We start from the raw sequence: 14,978 nt of genomic DNA, 5'->3' as shown, positions 1-14,978 counted from the left end.
ACGCGGCAAACAACGCCGCATTGGTCGCGCCGGCCTGACCGATCGCCAGCGTGCCGACCGGAATGCCGGCGGGCATCTGCACGATGGACAGCAACGAGTCGATGCCACTGAGCATCTTCGACTGCACCGGCACACCCAGCACGGGCAGGCTGGTCTTGGCAGCCGTCATGCCCGGCAAATGGGCAGCGCCACCGGCGCCGGCGATGATCACTTCCAGGCCGCGCTCGCGCGCCTTTTCGGCGTACTCGAACAGCAAGTCCGGCGTGCGATGGGCCGAGACCACGCGCGTCTCGAATGCGATGCCAAGACGCTGCAAAGTGTCCGCGGCAGGCTGCAAAGTCTCCCAATCGGACTTCGAGCCCATGATGATGCCAACTAACGGTTTCATAAGGGGGATTGTATCAGGGGGCTGTGTTCGACAGGGCGTCGCGTAAGACACGGAACAGCTCGCGCCCGGCGGGCGTGACTTTCTGCGATGACTGCTGCTGTTCCTTGCGCGCCCGCTCGGTGAGCTTGCCGATGGCTTTGCTGTCGATGTGAGGCAATTCGGCTGCCAGGGCGGCAACCGCTTCGCTGCCTTCGCGCAGCAGCCGGTCGCGCCATTGCTCGATGCGATGAAAGCGGGTGGCCTCGACACGCTCTCGGGTGCGTTTGGCGTCCAGCGCCTCGCGGATCGGCTCTGCGTCGATTTTGCGCATCAGCTTGCCGATGTACTGTTTCTGCCGGTACAGGCCGCCATGAGCAGTGATCCGGCGAGCCAGCAGTACGGCATCGCGCAGTTGTTCGGGCAGGGGCAGGGCGTCCAGCTCGCTCTCCGACAGCTCGATCAGCGCCTCGCCGAGCGCCTGCAGATCGTCGCTCTGCCGCTTGCGGGCGCTTTTACTGGGGCGCTCGTCGTAGGAGCCGTCTTGGTCGACGTCGTCGGTCATGTCAGGACAGGCCGTTTCTGGGGGCGCAAGGATGCGGGCATGGCGGTCCCCATGCAAGTCGGTGCTGGGACCGGCCTGATACAATCCAACCATGGCCCAAGTTCCCACGACCTCATCCACCCAGCTCAGCCACTCGCAACAGGACCTGCAGGACCTGGTTGCCCTCGCGATCGAGGAGGGGCGCAAGCTCGGCGCCACCGAGTCCGAGGTCGGCGTCAGCGTCGACACCGGGCTGTCGGTCACCGCGCGTCTCGGCGAAGTCGAGACGCTCGAGTATCAGCGCGATCGCGGCATGGGCATCACCGTCTATCGTGGCAAACGCAAAGGCACGGCGAGCACCGCCGACCTGCGGCCGCAAGCGATCCGCGAGACCGTTGCCAAAGCCTTCAGCATTGCTGGATTCACGGCGGAAGATGAGTGCGCGGGGTTGCCCGATCGCGAAGATCTCGCGACGGAGATTCCGGATCTGCAGTTGTCACATCCTTGGGGCATCGAGCCCGACGCGGCGCGCGATCTTGCGGTTGCTTGCGAAGCGGCGGCGCTCAAAGCCGATAAGCGCATCGGCAATTCCGAGGGCGCGACGCTGTCGAGTCACCAAGGTCTGCGCGTGTTCGGCAATTCGCTCGGCTTCCTCGCCGGCTTTCCGAGCAGCATTCATAGCCTGAGCTGTGTCGTCGTCGCTCAAGAAGACGGCGAGATGCAGCGTGACTATTGGTACAGCTCGGTGCGCGATTGGCGCGAGCTCGAAGATGGCGAATCCATCGGCAAGACCGCAGCGGCGCGCGCGCTGCGTCGTTTGAATGCGAAGAAATTGTCGACGCTGACCGCGCCCGTGCTGTTCGTTCCCGAACTGGCTCGTGGGCTCATGGGACATTTCCTCGGTGCGATTCGCGGCGGCAGCCAGTATCGCCGCGCGTCCTTCCTGCTCGACGCCGCCGGTCAACAGATCTTTCCATCGTGGCTGCAGATCTCGGAACGGCCGCATATTCCCAAGGCGCTGGCCAGCTCGCCGTTCGATAGCGAAGGCGTGGTCACGCGCGATCGCGAGTTGATCAAGGATGGCGTGCTCACCGGGTACATCCTGAGCACCTATTCGGCGCGCAAGCTCGGGTTGCGCACCACGGGCAATGCCGGCGGCGTGCACAATCTCATCGTGTCGCACGGAACCGATGATTTTCAGGCGCTGCTGAAGAAAATGAACCGCGGCCTGATGGTGACCGAGCTGATGGGCCAGGGCATCAACGGCGTGACCGGCGACTATTCGCGCGGCGCCGCCGGCTTCTGGGTCGAGAACGGCGAGATTCAGCATCCGGTCAACGAGATCACCATTGCCGGCAATCTCAAGGACATGTATCGGGACATCGTTGCCATCGGCAGCGACGTCGATGCGCGCGGCGGCATTCGGACCGGTTCGGTGCTGCTCGAGAAGATGACGATCGCAGGCGAGTAGCCGCGAACCTCAACTCTTATTGATTGGATGCATGCTGACCGGGCATGTGATGGCCATGCGTGTGGTGGATGACGTTGGTCTGCTCGACCAGTTCCGCCACCGTCTTTCCCTTCAAGCTGTTCTGTAGCGCCTGCTCCGCGACTCGCGCCGCTTCCACTGCTGGCGCGACGTCTCTGCATTTGCTGAGGCGCGGGCCGGCGATGTCGTGACGCACGGCATCCAGCACGTCGCCCAATTCGATCGTATGCGGATCGCGCGCCGGTACCCAGCTGTCATCTTCCGCGACCAGCAGCAGCTTGCGATGTTCCAGCGCATCCAGGATGGGCGTGAGCGCGGCGCCCGGCAGATCCAGATGCTCGGCGAGACGATTCGTCGTCCAGCTATGCTTTGCCGTTTGGTAGTCGCAGACGATGAGATACATGATGGACAACGCGACGCGCTCGCGCATGCTCGAGTTCAGCGCGATCGCTCCGCGCCCCGGGCGCAGGTACTGCGGGTTCTGCACATAGAACGCCAGCTGTGCGCCGAGCAGCAGGATGAGCCAGGAAACATACAGCCAGATGAGCGCCACGATGACGAACGCGAAGCCGGCGTAGATGACCATCGTGGTGGTCGTGCTGGCAACGAATTGCGCCATCACCATGCCGCTGAATGCCCACGCCGCTCCGGCGGAGACGCCGCCAATCAACGCCGCACGCAATCGCACTTTCGTGTTCGGCACGAAGCCGTACATGAACGTGAACACGCCCGAGACCAGCAGATAAGGCGTGATCCGACCCAGGATCAACAGCATGGTGTCGAAAGGCCGGTAGTGCGAGAGCGTTTCCACGAACGTCGTGCTGCCGAGCGTTGCAATCAATCCCAAGGCCGCGACGATGACGGCCGGCCCGACCACCATGACGCTCAGATACTCGCTGAAGCGACGACCGATGCTGCGGGGCTGCTCGACCCGCCACACGAAATTGAAGCTTTCCTCGACCTTCTGCACGGTCGAGATCAACGTATAGAGCAGGAAGATCAAGCCGATCGAGCCGAGCACTCCGCCGCGCACGTTGTCGACGAAGGCCATCACCTGCTGGGTGATCTCGTAGGCGCGGTCGCCGAGCGGCTCCAGGAAGCTGTACAGTACCGGCTCGAGCTCGCGGTGATAGCCCAGGCCTTTGAGCACCGAGAAGGACAGGGCGATGATGGGCACGATCGACAGCAACGTCGTGTACACCAGGCTCATGCCGCGAAGGGTGAGCTCGCCACGGGCGATATCGCGTATCAGCGCATAGGGATAGCGCAGGATGCGCGTAAGTTTCCACAACGGCCGCCCGATGATGGATTCCGGCGGCTCGAACAGCCAATGTTCCAGGCGAGCTAGCAGCGGCGCGATCATGCTCGATCAGCCTGACATGCGCGTGAGGCGCGAGCAAGTCAATGAGTTACACATCCGGCCACTTCCCATCTCGCATCGTCTGCCTCACCGAGGAGACCACCGAAACGCTGTACCTGCTCGAAGAGGACTGGCGCATCGTAGGTGTTTCGGGCTTCACGGTGCGGCCGCCGCGCGCTCGCAAGGAGAAGCCGAAGGTGTCGGCGTTCACCAGCGCGAAGGTCGATCGCATCCGCGAGCTGGAACCCGATCTCGTGCTCGGCTTCTCCGACCTGCAGGCGGACATCGCCGCCGACCTGGTGCGGCACGGACTGAACGTTCATATTTTCAATCATCGCGACATTGCCGGCATCTTCGGCATGATCGGCATCCTCGGCGGCATGATCGGCTGCGAGGCCAAGGCGGCGCAGCTGTGCGCCAGGCTCGCCGCGAATCTCGACAGCATCCGTGCTTCGGCGGCGCAGTTCACGGCCCGGCCGCGCGTTTATTTCGAGGAATGGGACGAGCCGATGATTTCGGGCATCCGCTGGGTGTCGGAATTGATGAGCGTCGCCGGCGGCGACGATTGTTTCGACGACCACTCCCGTCAGTCGCTGGCGAAGCATCGAATCATCGCCGATCCGCAGGAGGTCGTGCGGCGCGCGCCCGATATCATTCTGGGGTCCTGGTGCGGCAAGAAATTTCAGCCCAAGAGCGTGGCCGCACGCGAGGGCTGGGGCGAAGTGCCGGCCGTCGCCAACGCGCAGCTGCACGAGATCAAGTCATCGATTATTTTGCAGCCCGGGCCGGCGGCGCTGACCGACGGCATCGCCGAGATTCACAACATCTTCAAGGCGTGGCAGGTGAGCCGAGCGGCGCGTTGATGGTGAAATAAAACGTCGCGCCTTCGTTCACCTGGGCCTCGGCCCAGATGCGTCCGCCGTGACGTGCGATGACGCGCTGGGCGGTCACCAGCCCGATGCCGCTGCCCTGGAATTCCGCGTCCGGGTGCAGCCGCTGAAATGGCACGAACAGTTTGTTCGCATACGCCATGTCGAAGCCGACGCCGTTGTCACGTACGAAGTAGATGTGACCGCCGGTGACGCCGGTTTGCACGCCGACAGTCACGCTTGGATGCTCGGCCTTGATCGTGAATTTCCAGGCGTTCGCCAGCAGGCAGTCCATGGCGATGCGGAGCAAGCGCGCATCGCCTTCGACGTGCATGTTGGGGGCGATGTCGAGTTGCACGTTGTGATCGGGATGCTTCTGTCGCAGAGCAGCCGCGGCATCCATGCACACTTGCGTGAGATTCACGGGCCGAATGGCCAGCTCAGCTGTACTGATGCGAGACAAGCCAAGCAGCGCCTCGATGAGGCTCGACATGCGCTGACTCGCATCGTGAATGCGCCGCAGATAATGCAGCGACTTTTCATCCAGCTGTTCGGCGGCGGTCTCTTGCAGGATCTGACTGAATCCGGAGAGGCTGCGCAGCGGTGCGCGCAGATCGTGAGAGACGGCGTAAGCAAACGACTCCAGCTCGCGATTTGCCGCCTGCAGCTGGCGCGTGCGCTCGACCACCCGCTTTTCCAGCTCGGCATTCATCTGCTGCACTTCGCGCTGGGATTCGAGCAGCGCGGAGACGGCTGCGTCATCGCGCCGCTTGTGCCGGCGGAGCAGGATGTATAGCAGGACCGCGGAGCCGAGGATGGCGAGCCAGCCCTTGCTGGTGTGCAAGAGCTGAAGCGTTTCCGGATCCAGGTCCAGCCACGCCAGCCAGCGATCGGTCACGAATATCCAGAGGATGCCAGCCGCCAGATAGATCAATGCGATCGTTCTTGGCATGCGAGCGCGGCAGTTATCCGGTCAGGCGGCGCAGCGCTTCGGCGTATTTCTCGCCGGTCTTCTGGATCACCTCGGCCGGCAGCTTGGGCCCGGGCGGGCGCTTGTCCCACACCAATGTTTCCAGATAGTCGCGCACGAATTGTTTGTCGAAGCTCGGCGGGCTGGTGCCGGGGCGATAACCGTCGGTCGGCCAGAAGCGCGACGAGTCCGGCGTCAGCGCCTCGTCGATCAGCGTCAGATGACCGGCGTCGTCGATGCCGAACTCGAACTTGGTGTCGGCGATGATGATGCCGCGGGTGAGCGCGTATTCAGCGGCGAAGCGATACAAGGCGAGCGCGGTGGCGCGCACCTGTTCGGCGAGGCCGCGCCCCACGATGGAAACCGCCCGCTCGTAATCGATGTTCTCATCGTGCTCGCCAAGCTCGGCTTTGGTCGCCGGCGTGAACAAGGGCTCGGCCAGACGATCGGCCTGTCGCAGACCCGCCGGCAACTGGATGCCGCAGACCGCGCCATTTTGCTGGTAGTCCTTCCAACCCGAACCGATGATGTAACCGCGCACCACGGCTTCGATGGGCAGCGCCTTCAGGCGCTTTACGATCATGTACCGATCGGCAATCGTCGCACGCTCGGCCGGATCGGCGACCACACTTTCCAGCGGCGTGTCCAGGATGTGATTGGGCACGATGTGCTTGGTGCGGTCGAACCAGAAGCGCGAGATCCTGGTCAGCACCGCGCCCTTGCCCGGGATCGGGTCGGGCAGCACCACGTCGAACGCGCTCAGGCGGTCGGTGGTGACGATCAGCATCTGCTTGTCGTCGATGGCGTAGATGTCGCGGACTTTGCCCTGGTAGATGCGCTTGAGGCCGCTCAAGCGCGACTCGAGCATGGGCGGGGAGGGCTGAGTCACTGATTTACTCGATGAAAATGAGAGGAAAAACACTGTTAACCGTCGGGCGAATGGTGGTGCAGCACGAGGCTGGTACCATTGTTAACTGGGCGAGCACATTTTTACTCGCCCAGTAATTGTCGCAGCGGGCGACGAGGGCTTCAAGCATCGATGTTTTGGCAAGGTAAAGCACTGGGCGCGCTGATCGGCGGGGTCACAGCAGGTCCAGTCGGCGCATTGTTTGGCACCTTTATCGGCCACCTGTTCGACGTGCAGGCCGAAAACGGGCTCGCCGGCCGCTTCGGCGGCGGCAGCGATGCGGACGATGCCGCCGCGGCGCAGATGTCCGGCATGGGCGTGCAGGAGGCTTTCTTCCGCGCCACGTTCCAAGTCATGGGACATATGGCGAAGGCCGACGGGCGCGTTTCGGAAAATGAGATCCGCGCGGCGCGCGCCATCATGGCCGAGTTCCGGCTGGGCGAACGGGAAATCGAGTTCGCCATTCAATTGTTCACCCAGGGCAAGGAAAAGGCGTTCCCGCTGGAAGCGACGCTGCGCGGCCTGCGTCGCATGTTGAGCGGCCGGCCCGACGTGTTGCGCATGTTCATCCAGATTCAACTTCAGACCGCGCTGTGGAGCGGCAGCTTCGCTCCAGCGGCGCGACAAGTGATGGCGCGCGTTGCGGCCTCGTTGGGTGTGTCGGCGTACGAGGTCGTGCAGATGGAGGCGCTCTTGCGGATGCAGCAGTCCTCCCGCCAGCCGTTCGAGGCGCGCCCCAGGGTCGATAAAGTCGCGCAGGCCTACGAAGTGCTCGGCGTCACGAGCGATGCGTCCGATGCCGAAGTCACGAAGGCATATCGCCGCTTGATGAATCAAAATCATCCCGACAAGCTGGTGGCGCGCGGCCTGCCGGAGTCGATGATGAAAGTGGCCGAGGAGAAAACCCGGCAAGTGCGCGCCGCCTACGAAGTGCTGCGTGAAGCGCGCGCGATGCGATAGATCACGAGGTCCTTGTCATGCCCAATCAACCCTGGATTGCTCCGTCCATTCTCTCCGCCGACTTCGCCCGCCTCGGCGAAGAGGTGAAAGCGGTGCTCGACGCCGGCGCCGACACCGTCCACTTCGATGTGATGGACAATCACTATGTGCCCAACCTCACCATCGGGCCGCTGGTGTGCGAGGCGTTGCGCAAGTACGGCATCACGGCGCCCATCGATGTGCATTTGATGGTGAAGCCGGTCGATCGAATTGTTCCTGACTTCGCCGCCGCCGGCGCGTCCTGGATCAGCTTCCATCCCGAAGCGAGCGAGCATGTCGATCGCACCATCGGCTTGATCCGCGAGCATGGCTGTCATCCGGGCATCGTGCTCAATCCCGCGACGCCGCTGAACGCGCTCGATTACGTGCTCGACAAGGTCGACATGGTGCTGCTGATGTCGGTGAACCCGGGCTTTGGCGGGCAGAAGTTCATTCCTTCCGCGCTCACCAAGCTGAAGAAAGTGCGCGAGATGATTGCAGCGAGCGGTCGTGACATTCGCTTGCAGATCGATGGGGGAGTGAAGGTCGACAACATCGGCGAGATCGCCGCGGCGGGCGCAGATACCTTCGTCGCGGGCTCGGCCATCTTCGGCTCGAAGGATTACCGCAAGACCATCGCCGACATGCGTAGCGAGATCGCGAAAGCGACCAAATAGCGAACGCCAGAAACAGAGAAGGCCGCTTACGCGGCCTTCATCGGTGAGTCGTCTCGCGACTCGGCGAGGTTCTATTCCTCGTCCTCATCGTCGAAGTCGTCGTCATCATCGTCGTCGTCGTCATCGGTGCGACGATTGGCGGGTGTCGTACCTGCTGTAGCAGCGCCAGCGCCAGCGCGGCCCGCGGCGGCAGCCAGCGGCGGCTTGGTCTTCATCTTCGGACGAGCGCCGAACACGACGATGGTCTTGCCCGTCGCGCGCAGCAGGCCCTGGTCTTCCAGCACCTTCAACACGCGGCCCGCCATTTCACGCGAGCATCCGACCAGACGCGACAGCTCCTGGCGGCTCACTTTGATCTGCATGCCTTCCGGATGAGTCATCGCATCCGGCTCGCTGCACAGATCCATGATGGCGTGCGCGACACGGCCGGTGACATCGACGAACGCCAGGTCACCCAACTTGCGATTGGTGCGATCCAGACGGGTGGCCAGCTGCGTGGCCAGTTCGAACACCAGGCCCGGGCTTTCGGCCGCGAGCTGGCGGAAGCGGGGATAGGTCATTTCGGCGAGCTCGCACTGCTGACGCGTGCGGACCCAGGCGCTGCGGGTGGGCTGTTCGTAGAACAGGCCCATTTCACCGAAGAACTGACCTTTGTTGAGGTAGGCGAGCACCATCTCGTTGCCTTCCTCGTCTTCGATCATGACTTCGACCGAGCCGCTGACGATGTAATACAGCACATCGGGCAGGTCGCCGGCATGGATGACGACGGTCTTGGAAGGCACCGTGCGAATCCGGCAGTAGCTCAGGAACCGGTTGATCGCCGGAATATCGCTCAATGGCCTTGCGCCCTCTTCCATACCCGCCCCTATTCGCCTTGTGCTTGTAACTAAATGACTTTAGTGGGATGACTTGACGACAATATGTCTTGCCGCGCCTTTTAATACAGTATGACCCAACACCGCAAGCTTTTGCTTGCACGGCAAAACTTTACGTCGACTATTTGACGGCACGGCCCAATGTCGTTCAGCCCCAAACTGTCTATTCCGTCACATTCTCACAGCCAGTACGCCGTCCGCGTCATCACTTTGGCGGTGAGCTTCATCAACGCCCGGACCGGCCCCGGCAACTGGGCGCCGCCGGCCAGTTCAGCATTGCGTCCATGACGTTCTTCGTCGGCGCTCATTTGCTGGATGATGGCGCGCGTGCGCGTATCTTCCGCCGGCAAACGTTGTAAATGTCCGTCGAGATGCTCGACCACCTGGCGCTCGGTCTCGGCGACGAAGCCGAGGCTGACTTTGTCTCCCGCCAGGCCGGCGAGGGCGCCGATGGTGAACGAACCCGCGTACCACAGCGGATTCAGCACACTGGTCCGGCCCCCCAGCTGTCGGATGCGCTCGGCGCACCAGGCGAGATGGTCAGTCTCCTCGCGCGCCGCTTCCATCAGCGAAGCCCTGGTTGCATCGGCTCGCGAAACGAACGCTTGCCCCTGATAGAGCGCCTGAGCGGCAACTTCCCCGGAATGATTGATCCGCATCAGCGCGGCGACGTGCCGGCGGTTGGCCGGGTTGTCGGCAATTTCGGGCGTTTCAGGCTGGTTTTCGGCCGGATTGGGCCGGCCCGCGACGTGGCTGGCGAACAGGGTCCGCAGGGTCTGGTCGGCTGGGGTCAACAGGCGGTCGAGGAGGGTGTAACGACGGCCGGTCTCGAGGCTTGAGTCCATGGGATTCATTATATATGTCCCCGCCCAAAGGCCGTTCCGGAGTGCTCCGGAGTCCGCTTCGGGAATCCTGCTCTAAATCCGGCTGTTACTGTGTTTGCATTGACCCCGGTCGTCCATTAGACTTGCCGGCCTTTTCGCCCCCTGGCTGGCAGGGGCGCATGAGTTTTCCCGGAGATTTCAATGAGTACCGTCTTCGCCAATGCGCAAACGGTCCGTCGTGACTGGTATGTGATCGACGCGACCGGCAAGACCCTGGGCCGCCTGGCTTCGCAGGTCGCCTCGCGTCTGCGCGGCAAGCACAAGGCGGCTTACACGCCGAACTGCGACACTGGCGACCACATCGTCATCGTCAACGCCGGCAAGATCCACGTGACCGGTCGCAAGCTGACGGACAAGTTCTATCATCAGCACACCGGCTACATGGGCAACTTGAAGAGCACCAGCTTGGAAAAGCTGCTCGACAAGCACCCCGAGCGCGCCATCGAGTTCGCGGTCAAGGGCATGCTCCCGAAGAACCCGCTCGGTCGGAAGATGTTCAAGAAGCTGCACGTGTTCGCGGGCGACAAGCACCCGCACACCGCGCAGCAGCCGAAGGCGCTCGAGATTTAATTCTTAAGGTACGCATTCAGACATGGCCACCCAGACCAATTACGGCACCGGCCGCCGCAAGACCTCTACCGCCCGCGTGTTCCTGCGCAAGGGCACCGGCAACATCCGCGTGAACGATCGCACGCTCGATGAGTTCTTCGGCCGCAAGACCGCGCGCATGATCGTGCGTCAGCCGCTGGAAGCCGTGAACATGGACAACACTTTCGATGTGGAAGTGACGGTCAAGGGCGGCGGCATCACCGGCCAGGCCGGCGCGATCCGCCACGGCCTGACTCGTGCGTTGATGGAGTACGACGAGACGCTGCGCAAGACCCTGCGCGACGCCGGTTACGTGACCCGCGACGCCCGCGAAGTCGAGCGTAAGAAGGTCGGTTTCCGCAAAGCCCGTCGCGGAACGCAGTTCTCGAAGCGCTAATCGTTCGATTGCTGGGGGATCGTCTAGCGGTAGGACTACGGACTCTGACTCCGTCAACCTAGGTTCGAATCCTAGTCCCCCAACCAATACAGCAAGCCCGCCCCTCGGCGGGCTTGTTCGTTTCTGGAGTAGTGAAGTTTGTGGCCCGCCTTCTTGCAGCGGGCCTTCTTGTTTTTGGGCGTTGTGGTTTTCGGAGTGGTGGCGCTTCGCTCCGTGGCTGGCAGCGTTGCTGGGATAGCCGAGCTTCTCGGAGTGGCAGAGTTGATGTCTGCTTCTAGCGCAGCAGTGATTTGAAGTTTTACTTCGCTGCTTGTCCGGAGCGCGGGGGTCCAGTGCGGATACCCTGTGGCAGCCGAGCTTTTCGGAGTGCAAGGGTCGATCTCGGCTCTTAACGCAGCAGTGATTTGAAGTTTTACTTCGCTGCTTGCTCGGAGGGTGGGAGTCCAGTGCGGGCACCCCGTGGCAGCCGAGCTGTTCGGAGTGCGAGAGTCGATCTCGGTTCATACGCAGCAGTGATTTCGGAGATTTGGTTCGCTGCCCGCCCGGAATTGGGGCCTCCAGTGCGGACCCCGGCGGTAGCGGAGCTTCCGGTGCGAGGGTCAATCTCGGCGTTCAAAGATTCACTTGCTCGCCCGGAAGGGGAGGTGCGGACACCTCTGAGGCTGAGGAGAGGATGACGCTGAGATCGCATCCCGTTGCGAGCGACAGCGAGAAACGCGAGCGCTCGTAGAGCGCGATAGCTGCGAACGAAGTTCGCGTGGTCGGCTCTCGCTTTAGACGCATCGGCAGCGTCAGGGGTGGGGTATCTCCTTCCGGCAGCTTTTCGGCACAGGGACGGGGCCGAAACAGCAGGGCTCACCATGGACGTGACGCGAGGAGCGCAATGCGCTCCGGCGGGCGCCCGGTGCTGGAAGGAGATACCCCACCCCTGGCGATGCGAACCACCGACGCCTCTTCTCCGAGAGCCACTGAGCTTCGATAATCGCGCCGCGCCTGAATCAACGAACCAACGCCGAACCCGAAGCCGAAAGATGCTCAACTCCCTCTACCCACTCATCCGTCCGCTCCTCTTCTCCCTCGAAGGCGAGCGCGCACATGAAGTGACGTTCTCCCTGCTCGAGCTCGCCCACTCACTGGGCATGCTCGGCACGCATGAGTCGAAGCCGGAAGAGGGCATCACACTCATGGGGCTTCGCTTCCCGAACCGGGTCGGTCTCGCCGCCGGGCTCGACAAGAACGCCAAACACATCGACTCCCTCGGTGCACTCGGTTTTGGCTTTATCGAAGCCGGCACCGTCACAGCACAGCCACAAGCCGGCAACGCGAAGCCGCGTTTGTTCCGACTCCCCGAAGCCAACGCACTCATCAATCGCATGGGCTTTCCGAATGACGGAGCCGAAGTGATCGCGCAGCGACTGGCGCAGCGCAAGTTCAAAGGGCCGTGCGGCATCAACATCGGCAAGAACGCGACCACCCCACTCGAAGATGCCGCGCGAAATTACGTCGAATGTTTTCGCGTCGTCGCGCCTCACGCCGACTACGTAACCGTCAACGTTTCGTCACCGAACACGACCAACCTCCGACAGCTGCAGCAGGTCGATCAGTTGCGTCCCATCCTCGATGCACTCCTCGAGGCTCGCGTGCAATCGACCTCAAGCTTGGGCAAGCAGCTGCCGATATTGGTGAAGGTGTCGCCCGATCTGTCGAGTGACGATCTTGCCGCGATCGCGCGGCTGGTTCGCGAGTTGGGCATCGACGGCATGATCGCCACCAACACCACGATCACGCGCGATGTCGTGAAGAGTGTGGCGAACAGCGAGCAGCAAGGTGGATTGAGCGGTGCGCCGATTCGCGCATTGGCGCTGAAGTCCATCCCCGTCCTGCGTGAGCATCTGGGCGAGGACGTGCCGTTGATCGCGGTGGGAGGAATCGATTCAGGCGCGGCGGCGGTTGCTGCCTTGCAGGCAGGTGCAGATCTGATTCAGATCTACACCGGCCTGATTTATCGCGGTCCGAAATTGGTCACGGAGATCCTGAGCGCCGTCAGAAAGTCTTCACGCCCGACGGCGAGCCCAAGATAACCAGATCCGCGGGGCGGCGTGCGAACAGGCCAACGGTCACCACGCCGGCGAGCTGATTGAGGTCGCTCTCCATCTGCACCGGGTCGACGATCGACAGACCGTGCACGTCGAGGATCTGATTGCCGTTGTCGGTGACGAAGCCTTCTCGATAGACCGGTTGTCCCCCCAAGGCAACCAGCTGGCGGGCGACATACGAGCGCGCCATCGGAATCACCTCGACCGGCAGCGGAAACTTGCCGAGCACATTCACCAGCTTGGATTCGTCGGCGATGCAGATGAAGCGCCGCGATGCGGCGGCGACGATCTTCTCGCGGGTCAATGCGCCCCCGCCGCCCTTGATCAGCCGTCGGTGACGATCCGACTCGTCGGCGCCATCGATGTAGAGGTCGAGCTCGCCCGCCGTATTGAGGTCGAGCACATCGATGCCGTGCCGGCGCAAACGCGTCGTCGAGCGCTCGGAACTGGAGACTGCGCCTCGAATGCGCAGCTTTTGCGCAGCCATCGCATCGATAAAGAGATCCACCGTCGACCCGGTTCCAATGCCGAGGATCGAGTCCTCCTCGACGTGGGCGAGGGCGGCGAGGGCGGCTTGCTGCTTCAGCTGATCGGCGTTCATGGTGTGCGGCTCGCGGGCGAGGTATTCGGAAAGGCCTATTTTTCCAGGGTCCGGAAACGACTGTGCCCGCTTTCGCGGGCACAGTCTTCATCATCATCTACTCAGAAGAACTTACTTCTTCTTGGCAGCCTTCTTCTTGCCGCCTTTCTTCTTCGCAGACTTCTTTGCTTTCGTTGCCATGATACTAGATCTCCATGTCGAGTTAGTCCGGGCGCAGTATATACATAAATTAAAAATGGCTAGCAAGAGGCGCGTGCAATTTTGTTGTGCCCGTTCTCATCGCGAGGCTCGTCGGCGACTCATCGATGCATCGTGCGATGCTCATTCGAGCGACTCGATGAAGCTCCATTCGCTCTTGGTGACCGGTGTGATCGACAGTCGGTTGCCGCGCTTGAGCACGATCATGTCCTTGAGCTTGCCGTCGGCATGCTTACGCAGCTCGTCGAGCGCGATGACCCTGTCGAATTTCCTGACGAGCTTCACATCGACCATGTCCCAGCGCGGCTGCTCTGGATCGCTCGCCTCATCGTAGTGATCGTGCTTCTTATCGAACTGCGTGGGGTCCGGATACGCCTCGCGTTGTACGGTGGCAACGCCTGCAATTCCAGGGATTTCGCAGCTGGAGTGATAGAAGAACACCAGGTCGCCCTTCTTCATCTCGCGCATGTAGTTGCGCGCCTGGAAATTGCGCACGCCGTCCCAGCCGGTAGTGCTGTTCTTGGCCTTCGCGAGCTGCTCGATGCCGAACACCGAAGGCTCCGACTTCATCAACCAGTAGTTCATGACGACTCCATGGAATGTGCGTGATGTGTGAAGTATCGCAGACCGCGTTCAGTCAGCATCCCATCCAGCGGCACGTCCCAACGATCGGGTTGCAGACGGGCGACGCGCTGGCATTCGTAGCCGACGCCGATGAGCGTCGGCCGGCGCCAGCGGCGTCCTGCGCGCAGGTGATGCAGGCTGCGATCGTAGAAGCCCGCGCCGCTGCCGAGACGCCAACCGCGCTCGTCGAATGCGACCAGAGGCAGCAGTACCAGGTCGAGTTTGCGCACCGGAATGGCTTCGGCATGACGCCGATCGGGTTCGGCGATGCCGTACCGGTTTACGCGCATCACGCTATCGGTTCGATAACGCACGAAGCGCATGCGGCTATGACGAAAGTCGGTGATGACCGGTAAGTAGAGCAGGCAACCGCGGCGACGTGCGACGTCGATCACATATCGCAGGTCGGCCTCGTGACCGTAAGCGAAATACACGGCGATACGAGACCCGGGGCGCAAGCGATGCGTCCCGTTCAAGAGGCGGGCGAATTGCCGATGGGCTTCGTCGCGTGCAGAGGGTGAGAGCGCACGACGAAGTTGCCGCATCTGCCGGCGCAG

The 14,978-nt window shown here is 62.4% G+C and carries 16 protein-coding genes, 1 tRNA gene and 1 pseudogene; 8 read left to right on the top strand and 10 right to left on the bottom strand.

Annotated features, from left to right (window positions below; genetic code table 11):
* Together purE and yjgA are read right to left on the bottom strand one after the other, a co-directional pair.
* Positions 1–388, bottom strand: a 388-nt coding sequence (gene purE, locus GYH35_RS05840) for a 5-(carboxyamino)imidazole ribonucleotide mutase (protein WP_235936707.1), incomplete at its 3' end; no start/stop codon positions are given.
* Positions 389–401: 13 nt separating this feature from the next.
* On the bottom strand, positions 402–929 hold the full coding sequence (gene yjgA, locus GYH35_RS05835; protein WP_161827871.1) for a ribosome biogenesis factor YjgA: 528 nt from the start codon (positions 927–929) through the stop codon (positions 402–404).
* 91 nt (positions 930–1,020) lie between these two features.
* Between yjgA and pmbA the strand changes: the two genes are divergently transcribed.
* Positions 1,021–2,379, top strand: a complete 1,359-nt coding sequence (gene pmbA / locus GYH35_RS05830; protein WP_161827870.1) for a metalloprotease PmbA — start codon at positions 1,021–1,023, stop codon at positions 2,377–2,379.
* 16 nt (positions 2,380–2,395) lie between these two features.
* Here the strand turns inward: pmbA and GYH35_RS05825 are convergent, their stop codons facing one another.
* A complete protein-coding gene (locus GYH35_RS05825; RefSeq protein WP_161827869.1) occupies positions 2,396–3,760 on the bottom strand; it encodes a YhjD/YihY/BrkB family envelope integrity protein in 1,365 nt (454 codons plus the stop codon).
* 41 nt (positions 3,761–3,801) lie between these two features.
* On the opposite strand from GYH35_RS05825, the gene GYH35_RS05820 reads away from it, so the two are divergent.
* Positions 3,802–4,620, top strand: coding sequence for a cobalamin-binding protein (locus tag GYH35_RS05820; protein WP_161827868.1), 819 nt, complete (start codon positions 3,802–3,804; stop codon positions 4,618–4,620).
* Here the strand turns inward: GYH35_RS05820 and GYH35_RS05815 are convergent.
* Positions 4,586–5,578: a sensor histidine kinase gene (locus tag GYH35_RS05815; protein ID WP_161814732.1), complete on the bottom strand. Its 993-nt coding sequence runs from the start codon at positions 5,576–5,578 to the stop codon at positions 4,586–4,588. The genes GYH35_RS05820 and GYH35_RS05815 overlap by 35 nt on opposite strands.
* Positions 5,579–5,591: 13 nt before the next feature.
* A complete protein-coding gene (locus GYH35_RS05810; RefSeq protein ID WP_161814862.1) occupies positions 5,592–6,464 on the bottom strand; it encodes a phosphoribosylaminoimidazolesuccinocarboxamide synthase in 873 nt (290 codons plus the stop codon).
* Positions 6,465–6,635: 171 nt separating this feature from the next.
* Between GYH35_RS05810 and djlA the strand changes: the two genes are divergently transcribed.
* Positions 6,636–7,463, top strand: a complete 828-nt coding sequence (gene djlA, locus GYH35_RS05805) for a co-chaperone DjlA (protein WP_161814731.1) — start codon at positions 6,636–6,638, stop codon at positions 7,461–7,463.
* A gap of 17 nt (positions 7,464–7,480) precedes the next feature.
* The gene (gene rpe, locus GYH35_RS05800; protein ID WP_161814730.1) at positions 7,481–8,158 is read left to right on the top strand and encodes a ribulose-phosphate 3-epimerase; all 678 of its coding nucleotides are present in this window, start codon (positions 7,481–7,483) and stop codon (positions 8,156–8,158) included.
* A gap of 221 nt (positions 8,159–8,379) precedes the next feature.
* On the opposite strand, the pseudogene crp reads toward rpe, so the two are convergent.
* Both crp and coq7 read right to left on the bottom strand, forming a co-directional pair.
* Positions 8,380–9,015 (bottom strand): annotated as a pseudogene (crp, locus tag GYH35_RS05795) (cAMP-activated global transcriptional regulator CRP); the annotation flags it as partial.
* 197 nt (positions 9,016–9,212) lie between these two features.
* A complete protein-coding gene (coq7, locus tag GYH35_RS05790; RefSeq protein WP_161814728.1) occupies positions 9,213–9,878 on the bottom strand; it encodes a 2-polyprenyl-3-methyl-6-methoxy-1,4-benzoquinone monooxygenase in 666 nt (221 codons plus the stop codon).
* 180 nt (positions 9,879–10,058) lie between these two features.
* On the opposite strand from coq7, the gene rplM reads away from it, so the two are divergent.
* The 4 genes from rplM to GYH35_RS05770 all read left to right on the top strand — a co-directional run bounded on the left by rplM (position 10,059) and on the right by GYH35_RS05770 (position 12,983).
* Positions 10,059–10,487, top strand: a complete 429-nt coding sequence (gene rplM, locus GYH35_RS05785) for a 50S ribosomal protein L13 (protein WP_161814727.1) — start codon at positions 10,059–10,061, stop codon at positions 10,485–10,487.
* A gap of 22 nt (positions 10,488–10,509) precedes the next feature.
* A complete protein-coding gene (gene rpsI / locus GYH35_RS05780) occupies positions 10,510–10,902 on the top strand; it encodes a 30S ribosomal protein S9 (protein WP_129644918.1) in 393 nt (130 codons plus the stop codon).
* Positions 10,903–10,914: 12 nt separating this feature from the next.
* Positions 10,915–10,988: transfer RNA gene (locus GYH35_RS05775), tRNA-Gln, on the top strand.
* A 945-nt stretch (positions 10,989–11,933) separates the two neighbouring features.
* Complete coding sequence (locus GYH35_RS05770; protein WP_161814726.1) at positions 11,934–12,983, top strand: quinone-dependent dihydroorotate dehydrogenase; 1,050 nt, start codon at positions 11,934–11,936, stop codon at positions 12,981–12,983.
* Here GYH35_RS05770 and rpiA read toward each other — a convergent pair.
* From rpiA to GYH35_RS05755, 3 genes are all read right to left on the bottom strand, one after another.
* The gene (gene rpiA / locus GYH35_RS05765) at positions 12,946–13,599 is read right to left on the bottom strand and encodes a ribose-5-phosphate isomerase RpiA (RefSeq protein ID WP_161814725.1); all 654 of its coding nucleotides are present in this window, start codon (positions 13,597–13,599) and stop codon (positions 12,946–12,948) included. The genes GYH35_RS05770 and rpiA overlap by 38 nt on opposite strands.
* Before the next feature lie 321 nt (positions 13,600–13,920).
* On the bottom strand, positions 13,921–14,382 hold the full coding sequence (locus GYH35_RS05760; protein WP_161814724.1) for an EVE domain-containing protein: 462 nt from the start codon (positions 14,380–14,382) through the stop codon (positions 13,921–13,923).
* The gene (locus GYH35_RS05755; RefSeq protein ID WP_268894918.1) at positions 14,379–14,978 is read right to left on the bottom strand and encodes a 5-formyltetrahydrofolate cyclo-ligase; all 600 of its coding nucleotides are present in this window, start codon (positions 14,976–14,978) and stop codon (positions 14,379–14,381) included. Before GYH35_RS05755 ends, GYH35_RS05760 begins: the two co-directional genes overlap by 4 nt.

Origin of the sequence: Steroidobacter agaridevorans, assembly GCF_009932555.1 — a bacterium.
GTDB classification, from domain to species: Bacteria; Pseudomonadota; Gammaproteobacteria; order Steroidobacterales; family Steroidobacteraceae; genus Steroidobacter; species Steroidobacter agaridevorans.
The sequence above is the reverse complement of the archived record's forward strand: the minus strand, read 5'-3'. Positions and strand labels throughout refer to the sequence as shown.